This is a genomic window from Streptomyces sp. HUAS TT11 (assembly GCF_051553595.1).
Lineage (GTDB): Bacteria > Actinomycetota > Actinomycetes > Streptomycetales > Streptomycetaceae > Streptomyces.
Window position 1 is genome coordinate 4,766,426 of sequence record NZ_CP196184.1, and the last position, 24,007, is coordinate 4,790,432.

Consider the following 24,007-nt stretch of genomic DNA (forward strand, 5'->3'; position numbering starts at 1 on the left):
CGCTGTCGGTGGTGACGCCTAGGCTCGGAAGCGATGACTCAGGTGTGGAGATGTACGGGGCTGCGGTGGGGTGACGGCGGGCCCGAGCTGGCGTGGGAGGGCGGGCGCCGCAGCTCTCTCGCGCGGGGCAAGCGTGTGGCCTTCGCCGTCCTGCCGACCGGTGTGCGCACATGTGTGGGGGCCCGTGGGCACGCCTGTCCGGTCCTGGCCGAGGTGGCCGGGCGGAGCACCGGTGCGCGATGCGAGGAGTGCGCCCGCCTCGACCGTGCGCACTCCGTCGCCGCCGACACCGTCGCCGACGACCCGCGGCCGTATCGGGTGTATCTCGCCTGGTTCGGGCCCGGCATGGTCAAGGTCGGGATCACCGCGGCCGAGCGCGGCTCGGCGCGGCTCCTCGAACAGGGCGCCGTCTGTTTCAGCCTGCTGGGGTGCGGACCGCTGATGGCGGCGCGGCGTACGGAGGAGCTGCTGCGGGCCGCGCTCCGGGTGCCGGACCGGATTCCCTACGCCGGCAAGCGCGCGGTGCGGGCGGGGTTGCCGCCCCTCGACGAGCGGGTCGCCGAGCTGGCCGAACTGCACAAGCGGGCCGTGGCGCTCGACGGCTGGCCGGAGTCGCTGGAGCGGGCGCCGTTCCGCGCCGTCGACCACAGCGGTGTGTTCGGGCTCGACGGGCTGCCCCGTGCGGACGGCGTGGTGAGCGAGCTCGCCGCCGGCGGCACGGTGAGCGGGCAGGTGCGGGCCGTCGCCGGGCCCGATCTCCATCTGGCGACCGCGCGGGGGCTTCTGGTCCTGGACACACGGTTGATGACCGGGTGGGAGCTGACGGCCGCCGGACGCGACGAAGTGTCCGTACCCGTACGCAAGTCGGTGGACACGGACGTGCAGGACGGGTTGTTCTGACCGCCCAGGACCGGTCCGCCGCCGTGGGACGGTCAAAAGGCGGACACCTTTCGGACCCCGTACGGCAAGAGGCTGGACGGGCGGCACGGACACGACTGATCGTGATGACATGAGCGATCACCCCATTGCGCCTGTCGCCGCCCATGAACCGCCGTACTACGCCGTGGTGTTCACCTCCGTGTACACCGAGGGGGACAACGGATACGCAGAGACCGCCGAGCGGATGGAGGAACTGGTCAGGGACGTCCCCGGGTATCTGGGCATGGACCACGCCCACACCCCGGGCGGACTCTCGATCACCGTCGGGTACTTCCGGGACCTGGCCGCCATCGAGGCCTGGCGGAGCGATCCGGAGCACCGTACGGCGCAGAAGCAAGGACGCGCGCAGTGGTACGAGGCGTACACGCTGCACGTCGCCAGAGTCGAGCGCAGCGATACGTTCCGGCGGCCGCGGGACTGAGCCCGTCCCTTGCGGGTCCTCTTCCGAGCCACCGTCATCTCCTGGGCCACGCACAGGTTCTTGAGGACGCGGTCCCGCCGGCCCCCGGCTCGAGTCCGCCCTCACGGGGAGGTCGCGGGCCCGGAGGCCAGGTCGGTCCCCGGCCTTCCCAGGAGTTGCCTGAGAGGCACCTGTGCGTTTCTCAGGGAAATCACAGATTGACGAAAGGGCCCTCTCAGAGGACCTCGACAAGGTGTCCACCATGACCACGACCTCGCCCCAGGGGCGCACCGAACTGCTGAGGCCGGACGGGAGCCCCGTCCGTGTGCTGGTGGTGGACGACGAGCTGTCCATCACCGAACTGCTGTCCATGGCCCTTCGCTACGAGGGCTGGCAGATCCGCAGCGCGGGTGACGGACAGGGCGCCCTGCAGAGCGCCCGCGAGTTCCGGCCCGACGCCGTGGTCCTGGACATGATGCTCCCGGACATGGACGGGCTGACCGTCCTGGGCCGGCTGCGGCGCGAACTGCCGGACGTGCCGGTGCTCTTCCTCACGGCCAAGGACGCCGTCGAGGACCGGATCGCGGGGCTGACCGCGGGCGGCGACGACTACGTCACCAAGCCGTTCAGCCTCGAGGAGGTCGTGGCCCGGCTGCGTGGGCTGATCCGGCGGTCCGGTGCCGCCGACCGCCGCTCCGACTCCGTGCTCGTCGTCGGTGACCTCACCCTCGACGAGGACAGCCACGAGGTGTCGCGGGCCGGCCAGGGCATTCACCTGACCGCCACCGAGTTCGAACTGCTCCGCTTCCTGATGCGCAACCCGCGACGGGTGCTCAGCAAGGCGCAGATCCTGGACCGTGTGTGGTCCTACGACTTCGGCGGGCAGGCCAACGTCGTCGAGCTCTACATCTCGTACCTGCGGCGGAAGATCGACGCCGGGCGTGAACCGATGATCCACACGCGGCGCGGCGCCGGCTATCTGATCAAGCCCGCCGTCTCATGAGCACACGGCGACGGCCGCGTACGCAGAAGCGGGGGCGACAGCCGCGCACACTGCGGACACGGCTCGTCGTCTCGGCGGTGGCGTTGATCGCCGTGGTGTGCTCGGTGATCAGCACCGTGACCACGATCGCGCTGAGCCGGCATCTGGATCAGCAGAAGGACGCCCAGGTCACCGAGGCCGGCCGGCGCGCCGCGGGGCTGCCCAGGGGTGCGCTCGGCGACGGGGAGCCACCCGCTCCCGGCGGCTCGGCGGTCCCGTCCGGCGCCCCGGCCGTGGCGGACTCCACGGGCACGGGCGAGTCCACGGACGACAAGCTGGACTTCATCGTCACCCGGGGTGGGGCGCAGCCGGGGTCGGTCGCCGCCGTCGTCGACTCGCGCGGCGGGATCGTCAAGGCGGCCGTGGCCGAGTCGCGCAACGACAGCAGCGGCGGCTTCAAGGGCATGGTCGCCAGAGCACTGAACTCGTCCCAGGCCGCCGCGCTCTCCTCCGTGCCGAAGCGGGGCATCCACTCCGTCGACATCCCGGGCCTCGGCGAGTACCGGGTCACCTATGTGGAGGGAACCCACGGCAACTTCTACATCGGGTTGTCCACCGCCGACGTCACCAGCACCGTCAACACCCTCGTCGTGGTCGAGGCGAGCGTCACCGCCGCGGGCCTCGTGGCCGCCGGCATCGCCGGCCACGTCCTCGTGGGCATCGCCACCCGTCCCCTCCGCAAAGTCGCCGCCACCGCCACCCGGGTCTCCGAACTGCCGCTGCACACCGGCGAGGTGACCCTCGACGAGCGGGTACCGGAGTCGGAGACCGATCCGCACACCGAGGTCGGCCGGGTGGGGGCCGCGCTCAACCGCATGCTCGACCACGTCCACGGCGCCCTGCACGCGCGGCAGCAGAGCGAGATGCGTGTGCGGCAGTTCGTCGCGGACGCCAGCCACGAACTGCGCACCCCGCTCGCCTCCATCCGCGGGTACGCCGAGCTGACCAGACGCGGGCGGGAGCAGACCGGCCCGGACACCCGGCACGCCCTCGCCAGGATCGAGTCCGAGGCCGATCGGATGACCCTGCTCGTCGAGGACCTGCTGCTGCTCGCCCGACTCGACGCGGGACGGCCGCTCCGGTTCGAGCAGACCGATCTGGTGCCGCTGGTCGTGGACACCGTCAGCGACGCGCGCGCGGCCGGACGCGATCACAACTGGCGGCTGGAACTGCCCGACGAGCCCGCGCCGGCGTCCGTCGACGCCGCACGGCTGCAGCAGGTGCTCGTCAATCTGCTCGCCAACGCCCGCACGCACACCCCGCCCGGTACGACGGTCACCGCACGTGTGCAGCGGCGAGGGCCGTGGCTGTGCGTGGACGTGCAGGACGACGGCCCGGGCATCCCCCCGGAACTGCTGCCGCGTGTCTTCGAGCGGTTCGCCCGCGGCGACTCGGCACGCTCCCGGTCCACCGGCTCGACGGGACTCGGCCTCGCCATCGTGCAGGCCGTCGTCACCGCGCACGGCGGTGCCGTCACGGTCGACAGCGCCCCGGGACGGACGGTCTTCACCGTGCACGTCCCGGCGCTCACCCCGTACGGGCCGGCGCCCGCTGACGAAACGGGCGCGCAACCGCACTCACAGGCGCACCACAGCACCACCACACGGGTGCGACAGGGCGCTTGAGAAGAGTCGGTGCCATGCGAACCGACTCTTCTCCCGGCACCCTGCCGACGCGGGAGCACCTCCCGGCCGGCGACGCCGGTACGCCTGTCCTGGACGTAGTGATCCCCGTCTACAACGAGGAGAAGGACCTCCGGCCGTGCGTGCTCGGACTGTACGAGCATCTGCGGCGCACGTTCCCGTACGCGTTCCGCATCACGATCGCGGACAACGCCTCCACCGACACCACCCCCCGGGTGGCCGCGCGGCTGGCGGCGGAGATCGCGGAGGTGAGCTCCTTCCGGCTGGAGCAGAAGGGCCGCGGGCTCGCCCTGCGCACCGTCTGGTCCGCCTCCGACGCCCCGATCCTCGCCTATATGGACGTGGACCTGTCCACCGACCTCAACGCGCTGCTGCCGCTGGTGGCTCCGCTGATCTCGGGCCACTCCGATCTGGCGATCGGTTCCCGGCTCGCCCGAACCTCCCGCGTCGTGCGCGGTCCCAAGCGCGAGCTCATCAGCCGCGCCTACAACCTCGTTCTGCGCGGTTCGCTGCAGGCCCGCTTCTCGGACGCGCAGTGCGGCTTCAAGGCGATCCGCCGTGATGTGGCCCAGGCGCTGCTGCCGCTGGTGGAGGACACCGGATGGTTCTTCGACACCGAGATGCTGGTGCTCGCCGAGCGCGCGGGTCTGCGCATCCACGAGGTGCCGGTCGACTGGGTCGACGATCCCCACTCCACGGTGCACATCGTGAGGACCGCGACCGAGGACCTCAAGGGCGTGTGGCGGATCGGCAGGGCGCTGGCCGGCGGTTCGCTTCCACTCGACCGGCTCGCACGGCCCTTCGGTGACGATCCGCGGGACCGGGAGATCGCGGACGTGCCGCGGGGCCTGGCCCGCCAACTCGTCGGCTTCTGCGCGGTCGGTGCTCTGTCCACCCTCGTCTACCTGGTGCTCTACAGCCTCTTCCGACAGGTCGCGGGATCGCAGACCGCCAATGCGCTGGCCCTGCTGGTCTCGGCGATCGCCAACACGGCGGCCAACCGCCGGCTCACCTTCGGGGTGCACGGCCGGGGCGGCGCCGTCCGGCACCAGGCACAGGGCCTGGTCGTCTTCGCCATCGGCCTCTGCCTCACCAGCGGTTCTCTCGCCGCCCTGAACGCGGCGACCGACAACCCCCCGCACTCCACGGAACTCGCCGTGCTGATCGCCGCCAACCTCGCGGCGACGGTGCTGCGCTTTCTGCTCTTCCGGGCCTGGGTGTTCGTGGACCCGCACGGCGACTCGCGCAGGCCCGTGCCGCCCGTCGCCGCCCACGGGCCTTCCTCGCCCGCCTGCTCGACGACGAGGACCGCCTTCGACGAGCAGCACCAGCCGTACGAGCGGTACCACCGCGACCGGCCGGATGAGCAGCCGTCGCGGCCCCGGCCCCCGGCGCGGGCGCCGTACGACACGACGCGGTTCCGCGCCGACGCGGACCGCCTCTCCTGGAGCGACGCGACCGTGCCCCCGCAGCACACCGATCCGAGGAACTCACGATGACCACTGACCACGACCGCCCCCGTCACCCGGGGAGCGCCGGGCCCGCCGCGTGGGGGCCGCCGGCCGCGCCCGGCCCGACGGGCGTCCCCGCTCCCGGCCCCGGGGCCGGGGCCGGCGAGCCGAAGGGGCCCCTGGTCCGCGGGCTCCGGCGCGGCCGGCCCGGGGACCCGCGCTGGGCGCGTCCCGCGTTCCTCGGCCTGCTGCTCGCTACCGCGCTGCTGTACCTGTACGACCTGAGTGCCTCGGGCTACGCCAACTCCTTCTACTCGGCGGCGGTCCAGGCAGGCAGCACGTCCTGGAAGGCGTTCTTCTTCGGCTCGCTGGACGCGGGCAACGCGATCACCGTCGACAAGCCTCCGGCGGCGTTGTGGCCGATGGCCCTGTCGGTGCGGATCTTCGGCCTCCACTCCTGGGCGATCCTCGCTCCCGAGGTCGTCATGGGCGTGATGACCGTGGCCGTCGTGTACGCGGCCGTCCGGCGCAGGTTCAGCCCCGCGGCCGGGCTGATCTCGGGTGCCGTGCTCGCGCTCACGCCCGTCGCGGCGCTGATGTTCCGCTTCAACAACCCGGACGCGCTGCTCGCCCTGCTGATGGCGCTGACGGTCCACTTCGTCCTCCGCGCGCTGGAGGACGGCCGCACCAAGTGGCTGGTGTGGGCGGGCGTGGCGGTCGGCTTCGCCTTCCTGACCAAGACCCTGCAGGCCTTCCTGATCCTGCCCGCGCTGGCCCTCGTGTACGGCGTCTGCGCGCCCGTGCGGCTGAGGAAGCGGCTCGTGCAGCTGGCTCTCGCGACCGTCGCGCTGGTCGTCTCGGGCGGCTGGTGGGTCGCGATCGTCGAGCTGTGGCCGGCGAGCTCGCGTCCGTACATCGGCGGCTCGCAGAACAACTCCTTCCTGGAGCTGACCTTCGGCTACAACGGATTCGGCCGCATCAACGGGGACGAGACCGGAAGTGTCGGGGGCATGGGCGGCGGCAGCGGGGGCCAGTGGGGGACCACGGGCTGGGACCGGATGTTCAACTCGGAGATCGGCGGTCAGATCTCCTGGCTGCTGCCGGCCGCGCTGATCCTTTTCGTCGCGGGCCTGGTGCTCACCAGGAGGGCCGGGTGGACGGACCTGGTCCGCGGTTCGTTCCTCGCCTGGGGCGGCTCACTGCTCATGACGGTGGCCGTCTTCAGCTACATGGCGGGCATCTTCCACCAGTACTACACGGTGGCCCTGGCTCCCTACCTGGCCGCTCTCGTCGGTATGGGCGTCACGGTCCTGTGGGAGGAGCGGTCGAGGACATGGGCGTCGCTCACGCTCGCCGCGGCCGTCACCGCGACCGCCGCCTGGGGGTACGTGCTCCTCGACCGCACGCCCGACTATCTGCCGTGGCTGAAGTGGTTCGTCCTCGTCGGAGGTCTGACCGGCGCCCTCGGTCTGATCTTCGTGACCCGGCTCGGACGGCAACTCGCCCTCGCGGCCGTGGGCCTGAGCTTCGTGACCTCGATCGCGGGGCCGACGGCGTACACCCTCAGCACGGTGAACCAGGGCCACACCGGTTCGATCGTCACGGCCGGTCCGGCGGGCGCGAGCATGATGGGCGGCCGGGGCGGTGGCGGTGTGCGCGGTGGCTTCGGCGGACTCCCCGGCCGGAACCAGCAGAACGGCGACGGCAATGCCCAGGGCCGGAACGGCGGGGCCGGATTCGGGCAGGGCGGCGGCTTCGGCGGGTTCCCCGGTGGGGGCATGCCGGGCCGGAACGGTCAGAACGGCCGGACCCCGCAGGGCGATCAGCAGGGCGGGTTCCCCGGCGGTGGCACGGGCGAGGGCGGTATGCGCGGCGGCAACGGTCCGGGCGGTCTGCTCGACGGGGCGAACGTCGGTTCCGAGGCGAAGAAGCTGCTGGAGAAGGACGCCGGGAACTACACCTGGGTGGCCGCGTCCATCGGTTCCCAGAACGCTGCGAGCTACCAACTCGCCACCGGTCACGCGGTGATGGCGATCGGCGGCTTCAACGGCAGTGACCCGGCCCCGACGTTGGCCCGGTTCCAGAAGTACGTGGCCCAGGGAAGGATCCACTACTTCATCGCCGGCGGCGGGTTCGGCGGCGGGTTCGGCGGCGGTGGCGGTACCGGCGGGTCCGATGTCGGCTCGCAGATCAGTACGTGGGTGGAGAAGAACTTCAAGAAGGTGACGGTGGGTTCGTCGACCTTCTACGACCTCACCCGGAAGTCCGCCGGCTGACGGAGGTGTCCCAAGCGGTGGCCCGGGCATGCGTGCCCGGGCCACCGCTCGTGTCCGGGGGCACATCTGTGCCGATCGGGCGCCGGTGGCACGGGAGTTGCCGCATGGGCCGCGAGGGGACTGCTCGCAGGGGCTGCCCGGGATCTTGGCCCCGGGACGGGTCGCGGCGAGGTGTCATGGTCCCGCGCGGCCGCCGGGCGCCTAGCATCGTGAGCAGGTCGAAGTGTCGAGAAAGGTACGCCATGGTGAAGGCAGCCCAGCGGGCGGAGCGTCCGGCGCGTACCAGCGTCTGGCTGGAGGGCAAGGCGCCGCGGGGCGGAGGCTCGCGCGGCGGCCAGCCCTCGGGCCTGGACCGCGATCGGATCACCGAGGTGACCGTAGGCCTGCTGGACGCGGAGGGGCTGCCGAAGTTCTCCATGCGCCGTCTGGCCGCCGAGCTGAACGTGACGGCCATGTCGGTCTACTGGTACGTGGACACCAAGGACGACCTGCTGGAGCTGGCCCTGGACGCGGCCTACGGCGAGATGCGGCTGCCCGCCGGCGACTCGGGCGAGGACTGGCGCGACCAACTGCGGGCGCTCGCCGGCGAGTACCGGGCGCTGCTGGTGCGCCACCCGTGGCTGTCGCCGCTGGCCGGCACCTTCCTCAACATCGGCCCGCACGCGGTCGCCTTCTCGCTCGCCGTGCAGCGGGTGATCCGGCTGACCGGGCTGCCCGCACACGGCCAGATGGGCGCGATCGCGGCCGTCTTCCAGTTCGTGTACGGCTTCGGCACGATCGAGGGCCGCTTCATCGAGCGCTGCGCGGTGGCCGGGCTGAGCCAGGACGACTACTTCCGCCACGCCATGAGCGCGGTGACGGAGAGCCCCGACCTGACCGAGGTGGTGCACCACGCCGCGGACCTCATGGAGGCCCGCGGCGGCGACACGGTGGAGGAGATGCGCGAACGGGACTTCACGTTCGCGCTGGAGACGCTGGTCGCGGGGATCGAGGCGATGATCGTGCGGGGCTGAGCCCCGCCGGGCGCCCGGGGAGCGGTCAGTCCTCCGAGGGCACCAGGCGCGCCGGGAAGCCGCCCGTCGCCACCGGGCCCCAGCGCAGCGGGGTGACCCGGATGATCGACTTGCCCTGCTTGACCATGGCCGCGCGGTACTCGTCCCAGTCCGGGTGCTCTCCCGCGATGTTGCGGTAGTACTCGACGAGCGGTTCGACGGAGTCCGGTGTGTCGATGACCTCGGCCGTGCCGTCGATCTGGACCCACGGCCCGTTCCAGTCGTCACTGAGCACGATCAGGCTGACGCGCTTGTCGCGCTTGGCGTTGCGGGTCTTGGCGCGCTCCGGGTACGTGGAGACCACGATCCGCCCGGAGTCGTCGACCCCGCAGGTCAGCGGCGAGCCCTGGGGGCTGCCGTCGGCGCGCCGCGTCAGCAGGATGGCGCGGTGGCGGGGCCGTACGAAGTCCAGCAGCTCGTCCAGGGTCACGCCGGTGTTCGTCGCGATGTTCGGTGCCATGGGGGCAGCCTAGGGGCAGACCCCCCGGATCAGCGTGACCCTGCTGTGCCTATGCCTGCGGCAGCGAGTCGCCCCGCACCGCCTGGATGTCCAGTTCGACCTTGAGCGTCGTACCGACCAGGGCGACGCCCGCCTGGACCACCTGGTTGAAGTTCATCGCGAAGTCCTCCCGGCGCAGTTCCGTCGTCGCGCGGAAGGCCGCTCTGGTCCCGCCCCACGGGTCCGAGCCGCTGCTGAGGTAGACGAGGTCCAGGTCGACCGGGCGTACGACACCGCGCAGGGCCAGCTCGCCGTGGACCGTCCAGCGGTCGGAGCCCGCGTCGGTCAGGCCGGTCGAGCGGTACACGATCTCCGGATACGTGTCGGTGTCGAGGAAGTCGTCCGAGCGCAGATGGGCGTCGCGCATGCCGTTGCCGGTGGTGATGGACGCGGCGCTGATGACGGCCTCGACCCGGGACTTCGCCACGTCGTCCGGGGCGATCTCGATACGCCCGGCGAACTCGGTGAAGCGGCCGTGCACGCTGGAGATCCCCAGGTGCTGGGCGACCGCGGCCACGGAGGAGTGCGCCGGGTCGATGGTCCACGGCCCCGGTGGCGGCAGCTCGGTGCCGCCCTGACGGGCCAGCGTCACGGTGCCGACCTCGGCCCGACCGCTTGCCGTGACGATCGCGCTGGACGCCGCGGGCGCGTACCCGACCGCGGTGACGATCACCGTGTAGGCGCCGGGGTTCAGCGCGGTGGCATCCCGTACGACGCCGTCCTTGTCCGCCTCGGCACGCACGACCTGGGTACCGGTCATGTCGGTCACGGTGACGACCGCGTGCGTGACGGCCCATCCGTCCCGCGTACGGATCCGTGCGGTCAGTCCCATCGTGTGGTCTCCCTCTAAATCCTTGAATATCCCCGTAGAAGGCTCAAAAAAATCCGGCTCACGGGGGCGCACCTCGTGCTCACGGTGCGCCCCCACGAGCCGGCGCCGACTACTCGCCCGGGTGGGCCAGTTCGATGTCGTGGTCGTCGACGCCGCGGCCGTGCACCGTGACCGCCGTCGCCTGCGGCGGGTAGCCCGTCGCGATGACGGTGTACTCACCGCTGTTCAGGTCGGTGAAGGCGTATGCCCCGTCCGCGCCGGTCATGGCCGTGCCGACCACGTTGCCCGCCGCGTCCACCAGCGTCACGCGGGCGTCCGCGAGGGGTCCGTGCGGGGCGCGTACGACACCCTGCACCTGGGCACCGGAGTCGAGGTCGATCTCGATCCTGGTGACCCCGGTGGCGCCGACCTCCACGGGCAGTGCCCGCGGCCGGTGCCCCGCGGCGTTCACCGCGAGGGTCACGGAGCCGGGCACGAGCTCGGCGAAGGAGAACTCGCCCTGTTCACCGGTGGCGGCGGTGGCCAGCAGGTCGCCGCGGACGTCCGTGACGATCACCATCGCGTCCTTGACCGGCAGCCCGGTCTCGGCGGCCCGCACGACACCGCTCAGACCGCTGGTGCCGCTGAGCAGGATGTCGAACGACACCGGCTCCTCGTGCACGACGACGGTCGAGGCCTGCGGCTGGAAGCCGTCGGCGGAGGCGATCAGGACGTAGCTGCCGGAGCCCGGCGCGTCCACGGCGTAGGAACCGTCGGGACCCGCGACCGACCGGCCGAGCTGCCGGCCCCCGAGGGAAATCAGGGTGACGGCTGCCCCCGCGACCGGGGCGCTCTCGGCGCCGCGGACGAAGCCGCGGACCGGTACGCCACCGCCTGCACCGGCGGAGGTGGGCGGGGCCAGTGTGGCGACCGCGGCCGGCCGCTGTGCGCCGTCGGGAGCGGCCTCGGCGCTCGACACCGCCCAGCTCGGGACCTGCTCCTCGACGGGCGCGGCAGCCTCGGCCGCGGCCGCGGGGGCCTCCTCGGCCTCGGACTCCGCGGCCGCCGCCTGCGCCAGACCGCCCCTGGTCCGCAGCGGGACCTCCTTGATGAACAGCGTGGTCACAAAGGCGAGGAACGCCAGGCAGGCGGCGATCAGGAAGACGTCGGCGATGGCGTGGCCGTACGCGCTCTCGATGACCGTGCGCAGCGGCCTGGGCAGCTTCCCCAGGTCCGGGATGGCGCCGTCGGAGCCCGCCGTGGCGGCGAGCCGTGCGTACTTGGGGCTCAGGTCGGCGAGGCCGTCCCGGACGTAGTCGGTGATCCGGTGGGCCATGATCGCGCCGAGCGCGGAGACGCCGATCGCACCGCCGAGGGAGCGGAAGAAGGTGACCGTGGAGCTGGCCGAGCCGAGGTCCTGGGGCTCCACCTGGTTCTGGGTGGACAGCACCAGGTTCTGCATCATCATGCCGATGCCGAGGCCCATCAGTGCCATGAACACGGCCATCTTCCAGTACTGCGTGTCGTAGCGGATGGTGCCCAGCAGACCGAGGCCGGCCGTCACGAGCACGCCTCCGCTGACCAGCCAGGCCTTCCACTTGCCCGTCCTGGTGATGACCTGGCCGGAGACGGTGGAGGAGACGAACAGGCCGCCGATCATCGGGATGGTGAGCACGCCGGACATGGTCGGGGACTCGTCCCGTGCCAGCTGGAAGTACTGGGCGAAGAACACCGTGCCGGTGAACATCGCGACGCCGACGAAGAGCGAGGCGAGCGACGACAGGGTGATGGTGCGGTTGCGGAACAGACGCAGCGGAATGATCGGCTCGGCGGCCCGGGACTCGACGAGGACGAAGATCAGTCCGAGGACGATCGAACCGGCCACCATGGTGTAGGTCTGCCACGACACCCAGTCGTACTTGTCACCGGCGAAGGTGACCCAGACCAGCAGCAGGCAGACGGCGGCGGAGATGAAGAACGCGCCGGCCCAGTCGACCTTGACGTCCCGCTTCACCACGGGCAGGTGAAGGGTCTTCTGGAGCACGATCAGTGCGATGACCGCGAAGGGGACACCGACGTAGAAGCACCAGCGCCAGCCGAGCCACGAGGTGTCGGTGATGACACCGCCGATCAGCGGGCCCCCGACGGTGGCGACGGCGAAGGTCGCGCCGAGGTAGCCGGAGTAGCGACCGCGTTCGCGCGGGGAGATCATCGCGGCCATGACGATCTGCGCCAGTGCGGACAGACCGCCGACGCCGACGCCCTGGACGACTCGGCAGGCGATGAGCATGCCGGGGTTCTGCGACAGACCCGCGGCCATCGAGCCGAGTACGTAGATGATCAGGGCTATCTGGACGAGTGCCTTCTTGCTGAACAGGTCCGCGAGCTTGCCCCACAGCGGGGTGGTCGCGGTCATGGCCAGCAGGGAGGCCGTGATGACCCAGGTGTAGGCCGACTGGCCTCCGCCGAGGTCGCCGATGATGTGCGGCAGCGCGTTGGAGACGATCGTGGACGACAGGATCGCCACGAACATGCCGAGCAGCAGCCCGGACAGGGCCTCCATGATCTGCCGGTGGGTCATCGGAGCGCCGTCCGGGAGGCCTCCCCCGTGCTTGGCGTGAGCCCGCACACCGGCTGGTGTGGTCGTTGCCATGGGCTTCCTTTTCTTCCGTTCTTTATGCGGGTGTACGGGTGGTCCGGTCTGCAACGGATGGCGTCGCCGGCGTGAGCTGCACCAGCCGGGGGGCTGAGCGGCAGTCGCCGAAGCTGGCCCGCAGCCGCGCCATCAGTTGGATGAGCAGGTCGACGTCGTCCTGCGACCAGTCGCTCAGCCGCTCGGCGAGCAGCTCGGTGGTCCGCCGGGACAGCTCGTCGAGCCGGATCCGGCCGGAGACCGTCAGGCGCAGGATGCGGGAGCGCTTGTCCGCGGGATCGGGGGAGCGCTCGATCCAGCCGCGTTCCGCGACCTGCGCGACATGGCGGCTCGTGACGGAGATGTCGACGGCGAGCAACTCCGCGAGCTTGCTCATGCGCATGTCCCCGTAGCGGCCGAGCAGTGTCAGTACGGCGGCGGAGCCGCCCGGGCAGTCGGGCGGCAGGATCCGCCCCATGTCCCGCGTCACGGCACCGATGGCGCCGAGCTGACGCGCCAGCTCTTCGTATTGCGCTCGCTCGGCCATCACCCCTCCCAGTATCGTTGCTTAGGGCAACCATAAATCGGTTGGTTGCCGCAGGCAAACTAAATCGGGATCCCCGGGCTAAAAACTTGGCAAAGGCAAGTATTGGCGAACGTAAATCCCCAGGTGGACCGCATGGGCCCGGCCGGTCCTGACAGTGGTCCCACAGTGAGGTCACAGTCCCGTCTCCCGGCCGCCGGGCGGCGGAAGGGCACCCGCACTTGGGCAGCCTCCGCGTTTTCGCTAGGGTCTCGGGCCATGGCTAACACCCAGGGCCCCCAGGGCAACTACGACCCCTCCGGCAACACGCAGATGTTCCGTGCGTTCGTCGACGAGGCCCCGCAGGACCGAAATCAGGCGGCCGTCTCGTCAGGGCCGCGCGTCGGTCTGATCGTGGGCGTCATCGCCGTCGTGGTGATCGTCGCCGCGGTCGCCTGGCTGGCGCTGAAGTAGCACGAGCAGGGCGAAGCCCTGCTCCGCTGCCACCTTCACTTCCACTGGACGGACACGTCCCGTGTCTCGATGTGCATGCCCAGCGGCACGCGCCATGCGTCGACGCACACCGTCCAGGTCTTGCTTGTCGACGCCCCGGCGGCGATCGGCGACGGCAGGGTGCCCGTGGACTCCACCGTCGCCCAGTCGATCCCGAGCGCGCCGATGATGTGCGTGCCGAAGGCGACCGTGCCCGAACGCACCGCGCTGCCCCCGGTGTTGCGCAGGGAGAGGGTGACCTTCTCGCACCGGCGCCGGTCCGTGGGCTCCCGTACGGGTGCACCCACGCTCAGCGCCGGCGGTCCACCCGGCTTAGCAGGCGGGGCGGTTGCCGTCGATGTCGGCGAACCCGCCTTCGGGGGTGGGGAGTCGGGGGTGCGGGATGCGGGTGCGGTGCTGTGCGGAGTGCCGTCCGGGGCGCGGGTGGCCGTGGGAGACGTTTGTGGCGGGGCCGAGGTGCCGGCCTCGGCGGGCGGATGCCGCCGTCCCCTCTCCCGGCGGCTCTCCGCCGCCTCCAGCGGCACCAGCGTCACATCCCCCGTCGGCGCCACCGCGGCACCGGAGGCGACCGGGGTGCCGCCCGCCGGCCCGACCGCGACGTATCCGCCGCCGCCCGAGCCGCCCGCGCACGCGGCCGGAATGCCGACCAGACATGCGACGGTCGCCGAGGCACCGATCAGGGCCCCTCGGCGACCCCGCCACCACGTCGCTCGAAGCATTGCGCCAGTGTGGCTGACGACCCGTCAATGAGGAACCCTCGGGCGGCCGGGTCGTCCCCGGGCCCAGGTCCCGGTCTCCCCTCGGCTCAGTCCGAGATGAGGCCCTCCCGCAGCTGCGCCAGCGTGCGGGTCAGCAGCCGCGAGACGTGCATCTGCGAGATCCCGACCTCCTCGCCGATCTGCGACTGCGTCATGTTCGCGAAGAAGCGCAGCATGATGATCCGCCGCTCACGGGGCGGAAGCTTGGCCAGCAGCGGCTTGAGGGACTCGCGGTACTCCACGCCCTCCAGGGCCGAGTCCTCGTAGCCGAGGCGGTCCGCGAGGGAGCCCTCACCGCCGTCGTCCTCGGGGGCCGGGGAGTCCAGCGAGGACGCCGTGTAGGCGTTGCCCACGGCGAGGCCGTCGACCACGTCCTCCTCCGACACGCCGAGCACGGCGGCGAGTTCGGTGACCGTCGGGGAGCGGTCCAGCTTCTGCGAGAGCTCGTCGCTGGCCTTGGTGAGGGCCAGGCGCAGCTCCTGGAGGCGGCGCGGTACACGCACCGACCAGGACGTGTCCCGGAAGAAGCGCTTGATCTCGCCCACGACCGTCGGCATCGCGAAGGTCGGGAACTCCACGCCCCGCTCGCAGTCGAAGCGGTCGATCGCCTTGATCAGCCCGATCGTGCCGACCTGGACGATGTCCTCCATCGGCTCGTTGCGGCTGCGGAAGCGGGCGGCCGCGTACCGCACGAGCGGGAGGTTCAGTTCGATGAGCGTGTCCCGGACGTAGGCGCGCTCCGGGCTGTGCTCGTCGAGGGTGGCGAGCCGCAGGAAGAGGGAGCGGGACAGGGTGCGGGTGTCGATGGCCTCGTGGCCGGAGGGGACGCTCTGGGCCTCGGGGACCGGAACGGTCTCGGCGCTCGGGAGGTCCTGAGGGGCCTGAAGGTCCTGAAGCACATCGGGCGCGGAGTCGCTCTGCATGAGCGTGAGCACCTTCGAGCTGCCCTGGTCTGCGGACATGCCACCCCCTTTGGGTCGCGGGACGGTCGCGGCGGACGCTCCCGTCGTCGGGAACGCAGCCTCCACCTGAATACCGGCCACGAGGCTGCGGCAAACGCGCTTGGGGAAGAATGTCACATGTCGGCAACGCGCTGTAGCGACATGTCGACATGCAAGATGCGAAAGCGCCCTGGTTGAAGGTCTTCTGATGGCTTTTCAGCGGGGATCTACAAGGAAGAGGGCCTGCGGGCGGATTCGCTCTCGCGGGTCAGGCATCGATCCTGTTTGCGGATCTGAGTCGTGCAAAACTCCTGGCGAGGAGTCTTGACACATGCATCTGGGAGACCCCCAGCTCGGCGCTGATCTGTGACTGGGTCAGATTGCTGTAGTAGCGCAGCAGCAGGATCCGCTGCTCCCGCTCGGGCAGCTGTACGAGCAGATGCCGGACGAGGTCGCGATGCTCGACCCCGTCGAGGGCGGGGTCCTCGTAGCCGAGCCGGTCGAGGAGTCCCGGCAGCCCGTCACCCTCCTGGGCGGCCTCCAGCGACGTCGCGTGGTAGGAGCGGCCGGCCTCGATGCAGGAGGTCACCTCCTCCTCCGTGATGCGCAGCCGCTCGGCGATCTCCGCGGTGGTGGGGGAGCGCCCGAACGTCGTCGTCAGGTCCTCGGTCGCGCTGTTGACCTGCACCCACAGCTCGTGCAGCCGGCGCGGGACGTGGACCGTGCGGACGTTGTCGCGGAAGTAGCGCTTGATCTCGCCCACGACGGTCGGCATCGCGAAGGTCGGGAACTGCACCCCCCGCTCGGGGTCGAAGCGGTCGATGGCGTTGATCAGGCCGATGGTGCCGACCTGGACCACGTCCTCCATCGGCTCGTTGCGGGAGCGGAATCGCGCGGCGGCGTAGCGGACGAGCGGGAGGTTCGCCTCGATGAGCGCCCCGCGCACACGATGGTGCTCCGGTGTGCCCGGTTCCAGATCCTTGAGCTCGGCGAAGAGCATCTGGGTGAGGGCCCGGGTGTCGGCCCCGCGGCGCTTCTGGTCGGTGGCGGGCGGTGCGGATTCCTCCGGTGCGGCGTCGTCGGTCGTGGTGGGTTCCTCGGGCGGGTCGGCAGCGGGGGCCGGAGCCTCGTCCTGGGGTGGCGCGGTACTGGCCGACACGGTCAACGCCACCTCTTCATCCATCCACGCATCCGTCAATTCGCCGTCAAAAGCGGTCATAGCATCACAAGAAATGGACACTGTGTGCAAGCACCGCATAACTCCGTGTTGAGGGAGAGTTGGGGTACATCACGCAGAAAAGCCCCCCGCCGTTTCCGGTGGGGGGCTATGCGGTGGTGTCGCCCGGAATCGGTGGGCGGTATCGCTCAGATTTCGTAGTCGGCCATCACCCAAGTGGCGAACTCGCGCCAGAGTGCGACGCCCTCCTGGTGTGCCGGATGCTCGAGGTAGCGGCGCAGCGCGTCCGTGTCGTCGACCGCCGAGTTGATCGCGAAGTCGTAGGCGATGGGCCGGTCGGTGATGTTCCAGGCGCACTCCCAGAAGCGCAGCTCGTCGATCACGTCGCCGAGCCTCTCGAAGGCGCGTACGCCCTCCACCACGCGCGGGTCGTCGCGCCGGACGCCCTCGTTGAGCTTGAAGAGGACCAGATGCCGGATCACGGGCGCTCCCAGGGTGACGACGGTGGCCGCTCCGGCCCCGGAAGCCTCACTGGGCCCCGTTGCTGATCCACGTCATGAAGTGGCCGATGGCCTTGGCGGCATTCGAAATGCCCTCGAACCCTATCTGGACGTAGTCGGCGGCCCTGGCCGGATCGGTGATGATCACGTAGAGCACGAAGACCACGACCGCGTACAGCGCGATCTTCTTTCCCGGTACCGCCACCGCGGCCTCCCCCGTCTCCTCCGCCCCGCGGGGCCCGTTCGCCGGCGGCGAGTCTAACGCGGCCAGGTGTTCGGGTCTCGCAAAAGATCACGCATTCATCAGGTCCTCACGCGGTTCCTCCCCGCGGGGCGCTCCACGGCGCGGTGGGTGGTCTCAGGTGGCGGGCGGTCCTTCGCCGTCCGCCGTGATCCGAGGAGCCCGGTGCGCGGACGAGCAGGTCTGGTAGCGGGCCAGTGCGCGCTGCAGCTCGTTCAGTTCGGCGTCCGGCAGGGTGCCGCCCTGGGCGAACTTCAACACGTCCTCCGCGACGACGCGCAGCTTCGTGTTGGTGCGCTGCGAGACGTCCCGCAGGGCGCGCCACGCCTCCTCGGGAGGGAGCTGCCCCAGGACCACCAGGGCGCCGATGGCCTGGTCGATGACGGCGCGCGAGGACAGGGCGCGCCGGAGCTGCTCGTTCTCCGCATGGAGCCGTTCGTGCTCCATGGCGAGGTCGGTGACGGACAGCAGTTCCAGAGGGCGGTGCCTGGAGACCGCGAAGAACGCCATGGGATCACCTGGTCGACGGGGGCAAGGTCTTCCTACTGCTACCCGCCCGGCATGGAAATAGTTGTCATCCGACAACGTTCACTGTACGGCCGTCGACGGGCCCACCTGGAAGGGCCGGCGGCCGGGCTCGGCGAGGAGCGCGGAAACCGGGGCGGGGATGCGCGAAGGGCCCGGCTCGTCGAGCCGGACCCTTCGTCCATCTGCGGTAGCGGAGGGATTTGAACCCTCGGTGACTTGCGCCACACTCGCTTTCGAGGTCTGTTCGTGCTGGTCGGAGCGTGATCCAAGTCCGTTCACGCTTGTTCATTCCCGTGCTTGTGCCCGGTCCCCGAACCGCTGGGGGCGGCTCCGGACGGGGGTGAATGAGACGGAAACTGAGACGGAGTAGTCCGCCGCTGACCTGCGGTGACGCCTTCCGTGTCGTGGTGACGACAGCCGATCATCAGCTCTGAGACCCGAGGTTCAGGCCTTCGTGGCCGACGGCCCGCTCCCCGACCAGGACGCGAGCGAAGAGGAGATCGACCGACAGATCGATCAGCTTGAAGCCATCGCTGCACCTGTCACACGGAAGGAAGCAAAAGCATGGGGAGGGGTTGGGTCGTTCGTCCCCCGTCGAGGGACCTTCGACCCGTACCGGCTTGCAAGCTTCTTCGACACGGTGGGTGATGACAGCTGCTTCCACCACCGCAAATCGGAGGAGGGGACGTCATGGCTGTTCATCACGCGCACTGGCTTCGGCAACGGAACCAGGCTGCCCCTCTGGCCAACCAGCCCCGTGATCTCTCCGGGCGCGGCGGGCTCACGCTTGCTGCAGCCAGGGTGGTGGCAGGGGCCCGGCTGATCATGAGCTTTTTGTTCCTCTGGGCCTTCTTGGACAAGACCTTCGGCTTCGGCTATCTCACGCCGCCGGCCAGAGCATGGATCAACGGTGGCTCACCCACGATGGGCTTCCTCAAGGGCGTCAAAGTCGGTCCCCTGGAGTCGACGTTCCGCAGCTGGGCGGGGGCAGCCTGGGCCGACTGGCTGTTCATGCTGGGGCTCCTGGGCATCGGGCTCGCCCTGCTGGCGGGCATCGCGCTCAGGATCACCGCGGTCTGCGGCACGATCATGCTTGCCTTGATGTGGGCTGCGGAATGGCCGCCCGCAAAGCACCTCTCCGATGGATCTCCGAGCATGTCCACCAACCCTTGGGTGGACTACCACGTCGTGGAGGCGGTGCTCCTGATCGTGCTCGCCGCGGTGGGCGCCGGAAACACCTGGGGCCTGGGCCGAGCCTGGGCGTCCCTGCCGGTGGTCCGCAACCATCCCTGGCTCCGCTGACACCGGGCCGCAGATCTACTCAAAGACACTGCACGGTCGCGGGGATACGCCATAAGCAGCGCTTGACTGGCCATGCGATGCGTTGACCGGCCGGACGTTCTTGCCGGCGTCCGGCCGGTCTCGCGGCTCGGCTGAGAATCAGTGCAGCTGGTTGAGGGCCTGCTCGAAGGCGGCTGCGTGTTTGGCCTCGTCGGCGGCGGTGTCGCGGAAGTAGCTGGCGGCGGCGGTGTCGCCGACAGCGGCGGCTCGCTCGGCGAACCCTGGGTACAAGACGGTCGCTTCGTTGTGCTCCCCAGCGATGGCCTTGCTCAGGTTGTCCTTCGTCGTGCCGACCAGGCCGGCCAGGACCGCCTCGCCGGCGAAGTGTTCATGCAGCTCAACCTTGGCGGTCCCTTCGAACAGTCGGGCCAGCGCAGGGTTGCCGGTCTCCTGGGCGCGGGCGGCGAAGAGCATGTACTTGGCGTGTGCAAGCGCCTCGCCGTGCATGGCGGTGTCGAGGTTGGCCTTTGTGCGGGCGGCCTTCACCTTCGGCAGTCCGGCGGGCACCGACACCATGTCGGCCTTCGGCGGCGCCGGGATGGCGCCCTGGCCGGTGGTCACGACAGCCAGTGCGGCGCGGTAGGCGTCACGGTGGCGTCCCTCGTCCATGGCGATCTCCGCGAACAGATCGGCGGCCTCGATGTCCCCGTCCTTACGGGCCTGGTCGGCGAAACCGCGGTACATCACCTGGTGCTCGTAGGTCTCGCCGTTGATGGCCGCACGCAGATTGTCCGCGTTCGAACCGACCGCACCCGCCAGCGTGGCCGCTTCGTGCAGATGCTCGCTCAGCTCGGTCCGCGCCGTATTGCGGAAGAGCTCGCCGACGGCCGGGTAGGCCTGGCTGTCGGCTTGAGTGCCGAAGAGGTTGTAGACGGCGTGGGCGAACGCCTCCCCTTTCATGGCGGTCATCAGGTCGTCGAGGGTCTGTGAGTGGAGAGTCTGGGTGGTGGCGTACGTGGCCTGGTGGTGATAACCCGGCACGGCAAGTGCCACAGCCGTAGCAGCCTGGGACGCGGCAGTCAGTGTGCACAGACCGACCACAAGCGTACGTATCGAGTGGCGGAACATGATGCCTCCTTCCGGGGCGCTCCTCTGCGCGGACGCCCCGTCCCATGCGACCCGCATACGTATACCGTTGCCCCTTCAGGTGACCCTTTTGGGTGAATACGAACGCCCATTCGTTCTCCCCCAGCACACCAGACTCCGCGATCCGGGGATCGAGGCGCTGCAAGATCCTTACGACTGTGGGCTCAGCTTTGTACAGTCGCATCGTCGTACCCGACGTGTCGCCGTCGACTTTCCGGACGTTCCAGTACTCGGTGATGAGGTCAGCGAACGCTTCGAGCCGCTGACGCATCCAGTCGCGATCCACACCGTGAGCGGGCGCAGGGTGTCCAGGCGGTGGGGATTTTTACGCGCTCGATCGGCCAACTGAGACGGAGATGCGCGAAGGGTCCGATTCAGTGAATCGGACCCTTCGTCCATCTGCGGTAGCGGAGGGATTTGAACCCTCGGTGACTTGCGCCACACTCGCTTTCGAGGCGAGCTCCTTCGGCCGCTCGGACACGCTACCGAGGGAGACCCTACCCCAAGGTGGGCTGTGGTCAGAAATCCATATCCGGGGGCATCCGGCGCGAGACTCAGCGGCTTCTGAAGAAGTCCGAGAGCATGCGGGCGCACTCGTCCGCGAGCACGCCGTCGATGACCTCGGGGCGGTGGTTGAGGCGCCGGTCGCGCACCAGGTCCCACAGCGACCCGGCGGCGCCGGCCTTCTCGTCGCGCGCGCCGTAGACCAGGCGGTCCACCCGTGACTGCTGCACCGCGCCCGCGCACATCGTGCAGGGCTCCAGCGTCACGACCAGCGTGCAGCCGGGCAGCCGCCACTCGCCGAGCGCCGCGGCGGCCCGGCGGAGCGCGAGTATCTCCGCGTGAGCCGACGGATCGCCCGTCGCCTCACGCTCGTTGTGGCCGCAGGCGATCACCGAGCCGTCCGCGGACACCACGACGGCGCCGACCGGCACGTCACCGCCCGCGACGGCCAGGCCGGCCTCGTCCAGGGCGAGCCGCATCGCGGCCCGCCAGCGGTCGCGCACCGGATCGGGGGCCGGCGTCCCGTCCTGGATCACCCGGTGCGCCTAGCGGACGGTCTCCAGGACGTCCGAGGCGCCCAGGGCGTCGGCGATCGAGCTCAGCGCGTCCTCGGCGTCGAGGATGCGCAGCTCCTTCTCGTCGACGCCGAGGTCGTCGAGGATCTCGCTGTCACCCACGGGGCCGTGCGGGACGGCGGGGTCCGCGACCGCCGTGTCCTCGTCGTCGGCGTCCTCGGGCTCACCGTCCTCCGTACCGTCGAGGTCGAGGGAGTCCAGGTCGGCGACATCGTCACCGGGCTCCCTTCCGAGCAGCTCGTCGGTGAGCAGGATCTCGCCGTACGAGCTGCGGGCCGCGGCTGCGGCGTCCGAAACGTAGATACGAGGGTCGTCCTCGCCCTCCACGCGGACGACGCCGAACCACGCGTCCTCCTGCTCGATGAGTACGAGCACCGTGTCCTCGTCGACCGAGGCTTCGCGGGCCAGGTCGGTCAGATCCGACAGGGTTTCCACATCGTCGAGCTCTGTGTCGCTCGCTTCCCACCCGTCTTCGGTGCGCGCGAGCAGTGCGGCGAAGTACACCGTGACTCTCCCACTGGTCTTAGGCGTGCCGGTTGGGGTTCCCCCCGGCGGAGGTTGCGGGCGGGGAGTGCTGCTCCGAGCCCCGCCCACTCGGAATCGTGGCAGAAACAAGGCGCTCAGGGGACGTCTTCGGCTCCCTGTGTCCGGTCGTTTTGATCGCGGAGCGCTTGTTGAAAGCAGTCCACTCACCAGCGCACTCATTGCCGCCACCTGCGGATCGTACGCGGCTCGGGGCGATGTGGTCGCACGGCCACCCCCGTGGCGGCCGCGTCACTACCAGCGGAAGGTGCGCATGCGCACGGCGTGACGCAGGCGCGCGGCCTTGGCGCGGCGGGGCTGGACACGGTCGCGCAACTCGCGTGCCTCGGCGAGTTCTCGCAGGAACCGGGCGCGGCGCCGCATACGTTCGGCATCCGGCCGCCGCGCTTCGCGCACTTCTTCGGACTTCCGGTCGGACATAGACACACCACCCCAGTTGTGTCCCTCTCACTTTCCCTCCGATGGCGGGTTCGATGCCGGCGCGGAAGGGGGCAGGGATCCGAGGTGAGCGGTCCGCGGCCACCGGCGTCGTACAGGGGCGCGATGGGGACGGGAGGCCCGGTTACTGTTAGGGACATGCGTCTCCACGTCGTCGACCACCCCCTGGTCGCCCACAAGCTCACCACGCTGCGCGACCAGCGCACCGACTCCGCGACCTTCCGTCGGCTCGCCGACGAGCTCGTCACCCTGCTCGCCTACGAGGCGACCCGTGACGTGCGTACCGAGCAGGTCGACATCGAGACCCCGGTCGCCCGGACCACGGGTGTCAAGCTCGCCCGTCCGCGTCCCCTGGTCGTGCCGATCCTGCGCGCCGGCCTCGGCATGCTCGACGGCATGGTGCGGCTGCTGCCGACCGCCGAGGTGGGCTTCCTCGGCATGATCCGGAACGAGGAGACGCTCCAGGCCTCCACGTACGCCTCGCGTATGCCGGAGGACCTGTCGGGGCGCCAGGTGTACGTCCTGGACCCGATGCTGGCCACCGGTGGCACGCTCGTGGCGGCGATCCAGGAGCTGATCAAGCGCGGCGCGGACGACGTGACGGCCGTGGTGCTGCTCGCCGCCCCGGAGGGTGTCGCCGTCATGGAACGCGAACTGGCGGGCACGCCGGTGACGGTGGTGACGGCCGCGGTCGACGAGCGGCTCAACGAGCACGGTTACATCGTGCCGGGGCTGGGCGACGCGGGAGACCGCCTCTACGGGGCGGCCGAGTAGACGGCGTTCGGGCCGGTGGCGATCTCCGCGCGCGGAAGCCGCCGACCGGCCCGGTACGGCGGCCCTACGGCCGCCCGACCATTCCCGCGCCGTGCGGGTGCGGAGGCTTCAGCAGCCCTTCTTGGTGTCGCCCGTGGGTGACGTCGTCGGACTCGTCAGCGCGGTGAGCGCCTTGTCCGCGTCCGGCTTGCTCGTCAGCGCCTTGAACCCGTCGCCCAGGATCAGATCGACGGTCGGGCCGGTGCGGGACGCGTCCGTGCGGCGCTCGGCGGCCGGGAGTTGCACGCCGAGGACGGTCAGCGAGGTGTCGACGGCCGTCTTGGGGCCGAGCAGCAGCGCGACGCCCTTGACCTTCTTGTCGAACTCCTCGGTGGCGTTGCCCACGTCGCCGATGCGGAAGCCGCGCTTCTTCAACTCGTCCGCGGTCTGCTTGGCGAGGCCGCTGCGGGGTGTGGCGTTGAGGACGTTCACCGTGATCTGGGCGGGCGCGGGCAGGGCCTTGAGGGCCGCGGGAGTTGCCTCCGCCTTCGCGCAGTGCGCCTTCGCGCCGGACGCGGACGTGTTGCCGCCGTTGCCGCTGAAGACGTTGATGAGCTGCAGGGTCCCCCAGCCGATCAGCCCGACGGCGGCCACGGAGGCGACGACGGCGAACACGATTCTGCCGCGGTGCCGGGGACGGCGCATCCGTGGGTACTTGTCCCCCGTGATCCGGTACTGGCCGCCCATGCCAGGGGGAGTCAGCATGCTCATGAGGCGCAGCGTAGTGCGCCCGGACGGCAATGCCTACTAGATGATCATTCAACGCCGTGCACTCCAACCC

25 protein-coding genes and 1 tRNA gene are annotated in these 24,007 nt (G+C 70.4%); 10 read left to right on the top strand and 16 right to left on the bottom strand.

Annotation, left to right across the window (positions count from 1 at the left end):
• Positions 1–33 precede the first annotated feature (33 nt).
• The 7 genes from ACSHXN_RS21285 (at position 34) to ACSHXN_RS21315 (ending at position 8,764) form a co-directional block, all read left to right on the top strand.
• Positions 34–900, top strand: a complete 867-nt coding sequence (locus ACSHXN_RS21285; protein WP_356112367.1) for a DUF2797 domain-containing protein — start codon at positions 34–36, stop codon at positions 898–900.
• A 109-nt stretch (positions 901–1,009) separates the two neighbouring features.
• The gene (locus ACSHXN_RS21290) at positions 1,010–1,360 is read left to right on the top strand and encodes an antibiotic biosynthesis monooxygenase family protein (RefSeq protein WP_355135132.1); all 351 of its coding nucleotides are present in this window, start codon (positions 1,010–1,012) and stop codon (positions 1,358–1,360) included.
• A 241-nt stretch (positions 1,361–1,601) separates the two neighbouring features.
• Positions 1,602–2,342, top strand: coding sequence for a response regulator transcription factor (locus tag ACSHXN_RS21295; RefSeq protein WP_355135134.1), 741 nt, complete (start codon positions 1,602–1,604; stop codon positions 2,340–2,342).
• Positions 2,339–4,006, top strand: a complete 1,668-nt coding sequence (locus ACSHXN_RS21300; protein ID WP_438303527.1) for a HAMP domain-containing sensor histidine kinase — start codon at positions 2,339–2,341, stop codon at positions 4,004–4,006. The genes ACSHXN_RS21295 and ACSHXN_RS21300 overlap by 4 nt, the downstream gene beginning before the upstream one ends.
• A 14-nt stretch (positions 4,007–4,020) precedes the next feature.
• Positions 4,021–5,523 carry a glycosyltransferase gene (locus tag ACSHXN_RS21305; protein WP_438303528.1) on the top strand — a complete coding sequence of 501 codons (1,503 nt, stop codon included), beginning with the start codon at positions 4,021–4,023 and terminating at the stop codon, positions 5,521–5,523.
• The gene (locus tag ACSHXN_RS21310; RefSeq protein WP_438303530.1) at positions 5,520–7,751 is read left to right on the top strand and encodes a glycosyltransferase family 39 protein; all 2,232 of its coding nucleotides are present in this window, start codon (positions 5,520–5,522) and stop codon (positions 7,749–7,751) included. The genes ACSHXN_RS21305 and ACSHXN_RS21310 overlap by 4 nt, the downstream gene beginning before the upstream one ends.
• A gap of 242 nt (positions 7,752–7,993) precedes the next feature.
• Positions 7,994–8,764: a TetR/AcrR family transcriptional regulator gene (locus ACSHXN_RS21315; RefSeq protein WP_355135142.1), complete on the top strand. Its 771-nt coding sequence runs from the start codon at positions 7,994–7,996 to the stop codon at positions 8,762–8,764.
• A 25-nt stretch (positions 8,765–8,789) separates the two neighbouring features.
• Here the strand turns inward: ACSHXN_RS21315 and ACSHXN_RS21320 are convergent, their stop codons facing one another.
• From ACSHXN_RS21320 to ACSHXN_RS21335, 4 genes are all read right to left on the bottom strand, one after another.
• Positions 8,790–9,263 carry a PPOX class F420-dependent oxidoreductase gene (locus ACSHXN_RS21320; RefSeq protein ID WP_438303533.1) on the bottom strand — a complete coding sequence of 158 codons (474 nt, stop codon included), beginning with the start codon at positions 9,261–9,263 and terminating at the stop codon, positions 8,790–8,792.
• Between the two features lie 49 nt (positions 9,264–9,312).
• A complete protein-coding gene (locus ACSHXN_RS21325; RefSeq protein ID WP_355135146.1) occupies positions 9,313–10,134 on the bottom strand; it encodes a YceI family protein in 822 nt (273 codons plus the stop codon).
• A gap of 109 nt (positions 10,135–10,243) precedes the next feature.
• Complete coding sequence (locus ACSHXN_RS21330; protein WP_438303534.1) at positions 10,244–12,766, bottom strand: MFS transporter; 2,523 nt, start codon at positions 12,764–12,766, stop codon at positions 10,244–10,246.
• 22 nt (positions 12,767–12,788) lie between these two features.
• Positions 12,789–13,292, bottom strand: a complete 504-nt coding sequence (locus ACSHXN_RS21335; RefSeq protein WP_355135150.1) for a MarR family winged helix-turn-helix transcriptional regulator — start codon at positions 13,290–13,292, stop codon at positions 12,789–12,791.
• 255 nt (positions 13,293–13,547) lie between these two features.
• Here ACSHXN_RS21335 and ACSHXN_RS21340 point away from each other — a divergent pair, with 255 nt between their 5' ends.
• Positions 13,548–13,742 (top strand): hypothetical protein, encoded by a 195-nt coding sequence (locus tag ACSHXN_RS21340; protein ID WP_355135152.1) that lies wholly within the window; start codon positions 13,548–13,550, stop codon positions 13,740–13,742.
• Positions 13,743–13,777: 35 nt separating this feature from the next.
• Here ACSHXN_RS21340 and ACSHXN_RS21345 read toward each other — a convergent pair whose 3' ends face one another.
• From ACSHXN_RS21345 to ACSHXN_RS21370, 6 genes are all read right to left on the bottom strand, one after another.
• The gene (locus tag ACSHXN_RS21345; RefSeq protein ID WP_438303535.1) at positions 13,778–14,500 is read right to left on the bottom strand and encodes a hypothetical protein; all 723 of its coding nucleotides are present in this window, start codon (positions 14,498–14,500) and stop codon (positions 13,778–13,780) included.
• A gap of 86 nt (positions 14,501–14,586) precedes the next feature.
• Complete coding sequence (locus ACSHXN_RS21350; protein ID WP_355135156.1) at positions 14,587–15,501, bottom strand: RNA polymerase sigma factor SigF; 915 nt, start codon at positions 15,499–15,501, stop codon at positions 14,587–14,589.
• Between the two features lie 247 nt (positions 15,502–15,748).
• Positions 15,749–16,663: an RNA polymerase sigma factor SigF gene (locus tag ACSHXN_RS21355; protein ID WP_355135158.1), complete on the bottom strand. Its 915-nt coding sequence runs from the start codon at positions 16,661–16,663 to the stop codon at positions 15,749–15,751.
• 182 nt (positions 16,664–16,845) lie between these two features.
• Positions 16,846–17,139 (bottom strand): Dabb family protein, encoded by a 294-nt coding sequence (locus ACSHXN_RS21360; RefSeq protein ID WP_355135160.1) that lies wholly within the window; start codon positions 17,137–17,139, stop codon positions 16,846–16,848.
• Between the two features lie 46 nt (positions 17,140–17,185).
• A complete protein-coding gene (locus ACSHXN_RS21365; protein WP_355135162.1) occupies positions 17,186–17,362 on the bottom strand; it encodes a hypothetical protein in 177 nt (58 codons plus the stop codon).
• Between the two features lie 153 nt (positions 17,363–17,515).
• A complete protein-coding gene (locus ACSHXN_RS21370) occupies positions 17,516–17,908 on the bottom strand; it encodes an ANTAR domain-containing protein (RefSeq protein ID WP_438303537.1) in 393 nt (130 codons plus the stop codon).
• A 708-nt stretch (positions 17,909–18,616) separates the two neighbouring features.
• Here ACSHXN_RS21370 and ACSHXN_RS21375 point away from each other — a divergent pair.
• A complete protein-coding gene (locus tag ACSHXN_RS21375) occupies positions 18,617–19,228 on the top strand; it encodes a hypothetical protein (RefSeq protein WP_355135166.1) in 612 nt (203 codons plus the stop codon).
• A 138-nt stretch (positions 19,229–19,366) separates the two neighbouring features.
• Here ACSHXN_RS21375 and ACSHXN_RS21380 read toward each other — a convergent pair whose 3' ends face one another.
• The 5 genes from ACSHXN_RS21380 to ACSHXN_RS21400 form a co-directional block, all read right to left on the bottom strand.
• Positions 19,367–20,335 (bottom strand): ferritin family protein, encoded by a 969-nt coding sequence (locus tag ACSHXN_RS21380; RefSeq protein WP_438303538.1) that lies wholly within the window; start codon positions 20,333–20,335, stop codon positions 19,367–19,369.
• 420 nt (positions 20,336–20,755) lie between these two features.
• Positions 20,756–20,840, bottom strand: a tRNA-Ser gene (locus ACSHXN_RS21385).
• A gap of 67 nt (positions 20,841–20,907) precedes the next feature.
• On the bottom strand, positions 20,908–21,336 hold the full coding sequence (gene tadA, locus ACSHXN_RS21390; RefSeq protein WP_438306488.1) for a tRNA adenosine(34) deaminase TadA: 429 nt from the start codon (positions 21,334–21,336) through the stop codon (positions 20,908–20,910).
• Between the two features lie 66 nt (positions 21,337–21,402).
• The gene (locus ACSHXN_RS21395; protein WP_355135169.1) at positions 21,403–21,936 is read right to left on the bottom strand and encodes a tRNA adenosine deaminase-associated protein; all 534 of its coding nucleotides are present in this window, start codon (positions 21,934–21,936) and stop codon (positions 21,403–21,405) included.
• A 273-nt stretch (positions 21,937–22,209) separates the two neighbouring features.
• On the bottom strand, positions 22,210–22,395 hold the full coding sequence (locus ACSHXN_RS21400) for a hypothetical protein (protein WP_355135171.1): 186 nt from the start codon (positions 22,393–22,395) through the stop codon (positions 22,210–22,212).
• A gap of 156 nt (positions 22,396–22,551) precedes the next feature.
• Between ACSHXN_RS21400 and upp the strand changes: the two genes are divergently transcribed.
• Complete coding sequence (gene upp, locus ACSHXN_RS21405; RefSeq protein ID WP_355135173.1) at positions 22,552–23,187, top strand: uracil phosphoribosyltransferase; 636 nt, start codon at positions 22,552–22,554, stop codon at positions 23,185–23,187.
• Between the two features lie 108 nt (positions 23,188–23,295).
• On the opposite strand, the gene ACSHXN_RS21410 is transcribed toward upp, so the two are convergent.
• Positions 23,296–23,937, bottom strand: a complete 642-nt coding sequence (locus ACSHXN_RS21410) for a LytR C-terminal domain-containing protein (RefSeq protein WP_355135175.1) — start codon at positions 23,935–23,937, stop codon at positions 23,296–23,298.
• Positions 23,938–24,007 lie beyond the last annotated feature (70 nt).

Bases quoted from the DNA above. Each gene is read 5' to 3' on its own strand.
- ACSHXN_RS21285 (WP_356112367.1), top strand. From the start codon at position 34: ATGACTCAGGTGTGGAGATGTACGGGGCTGCGGTGGGGTGACGGCGGG.
- ACSHXN_RS21290 (WP_355135132.1), top strand. From the start codon at position 1,010: ATGAGCGATCACCCCATTGCGCCTGTCGCCGCCCATGAACCGCCGTAC.
- ACSHXN_RS21295 (WP_355135134.1), top strand. From the start codon at position 1,602: ATGACCACGACCTCGCCCCAGGGGCGCACCGAACTGCTGAGGCCGGAC.
- ACSHXN_RS21300 (WP_438303527.1), top strand. From the start codon at position 2,339: ATGAGCACACGGCGACGGCCGCGTACGCAGAAGCGGGGGCGACAGCCG.
- ACSHXN_RS21305 (WP_438303528.1), top strand. From the start codon at position 4,021: ATGCGAACCGACTCTTCTCCCGGCACCCTGCCGACGCGGGAGCACCTC.
- ACSHXN_RS21310 (WP_438303530.1), top strand. From the start codon at position 5,520: ATGACCACTGACCACGACCGCCCCCGTCACCCGGGGAGCGCCGGGCCC.
- ACSHXN_RS21315 (WP_355135142.1), top strand. From the start codon at position 7,994: ATGGTGAAGGCAGCCCAGCGGGCGGAGCGTCCGGCGCGTACCAGCGTC.
- ACSHXN_RS21320 (WP_438303533.1), bottom strand. From the start codon at position 9,263: ATGGCACCGAACATCGCGACGAACACCGGCGTGACCCTGGACGAGCTG.
- ACSHXN_RS21325 (WP_355135146.1), bottom strand. From the start codon at position 10,134: ATGGGACTGACCGCACGGATCCGTACGCGGGACGGATGGGCCGTCACG.
- ACSHXN_RS21330 (WP_438303534.1), bottom strand. From the start codon at position 12,766: ATGGCAACGACCACACCAGCCGGTGTGCGGGCTCACGCCAAGCACGGG.
- ACSHXN_RS21335 (WP_355135150.1), bottom strand. From the start codon at position 13,292: ATGGCCGAGCGAGCGCAATACGAAGAGCTGGCGCGTCAGCTCGGCGCC.
- ACSHXN_RS21340 (WP_355135152.1), top strand. From the start codon at position 13,548: ATGGCTAACACCCAGGGCCCCCAGGGCAACTACGACCCCTCCGGCAAC.
- ACSHXN_RS21345 (WP_438303535.1), bottom strand. From the start codon at position 14,500: ATGCTTCGAGCGACGTGGTGGCGGGGTCGCCGAGGGGCCCTGATCGGT.
- ACSHXN_RS21350 (WP_355135156.1), bottom strand. From the start codon at position 15,501: ATGTCCGCAGACCAGGGCAGCTCGAAGGTGCTCACGCTCATGCAGAGC.
- ACSHXN_RS21355 (WP_355135158.1), bottom strand. From the start codon at position 16,663: ATGGATGAAGAGGTGGCGTTGACCGTGTCGGCCAGTACCGCGCCACCC.
- ACSHXN_RS21370 (WP_438303537.1), bottom strand. From the start codon at position 17,908: ATGGCGTTCTTCGCGGTCTCCAGGCACCGCCCTCTGGAACTGCTGTCC.
- ACSHXN_RS21375 (WP_355135166.1), top strand. From the start codon at position 18,617: ATGGCTGTTCATCACGCGCACTGGCTTCGGCAACGGAACCAGGCTGCC.
- ACSHXN_RS21380 (WP_438303538.1), bottom strand. From the start codon at position 20,335: ATGTTCCGCCACTCGATACGTACGCTTGTGGTCGGTCTGTGCACACTG.
- tadA (WP_438306488.1), bottom strand. From the start codon at position 21,336: ATGCGGCTCGCCCTGGACGAGGCCGGCCTGGCCGTCGCGGGCGGTGAC.
- ACSHXN_RS21400 (WP_355135171.1), bottom strand. From the start codon at position 22,395: ATGTCCGACCGGAAGTCCGAAGAAGTGCGCGAAGCGCGGCGGCCGGAT.
- upp (WP_355135173.1), top strand. From the start codon at position 22,552: ATGCGTCTCCACGTCGTCGACCACCCCCTGGTCGCCCACAAGCTCACC.
- ACSHXN_RS21410 (WP_355135175.1), bottom strand. From the start codon at position 23,937: ATGAGCATGCTGACTCCCCCTGGCATGGGCGGCCAGTACCGGATCACG.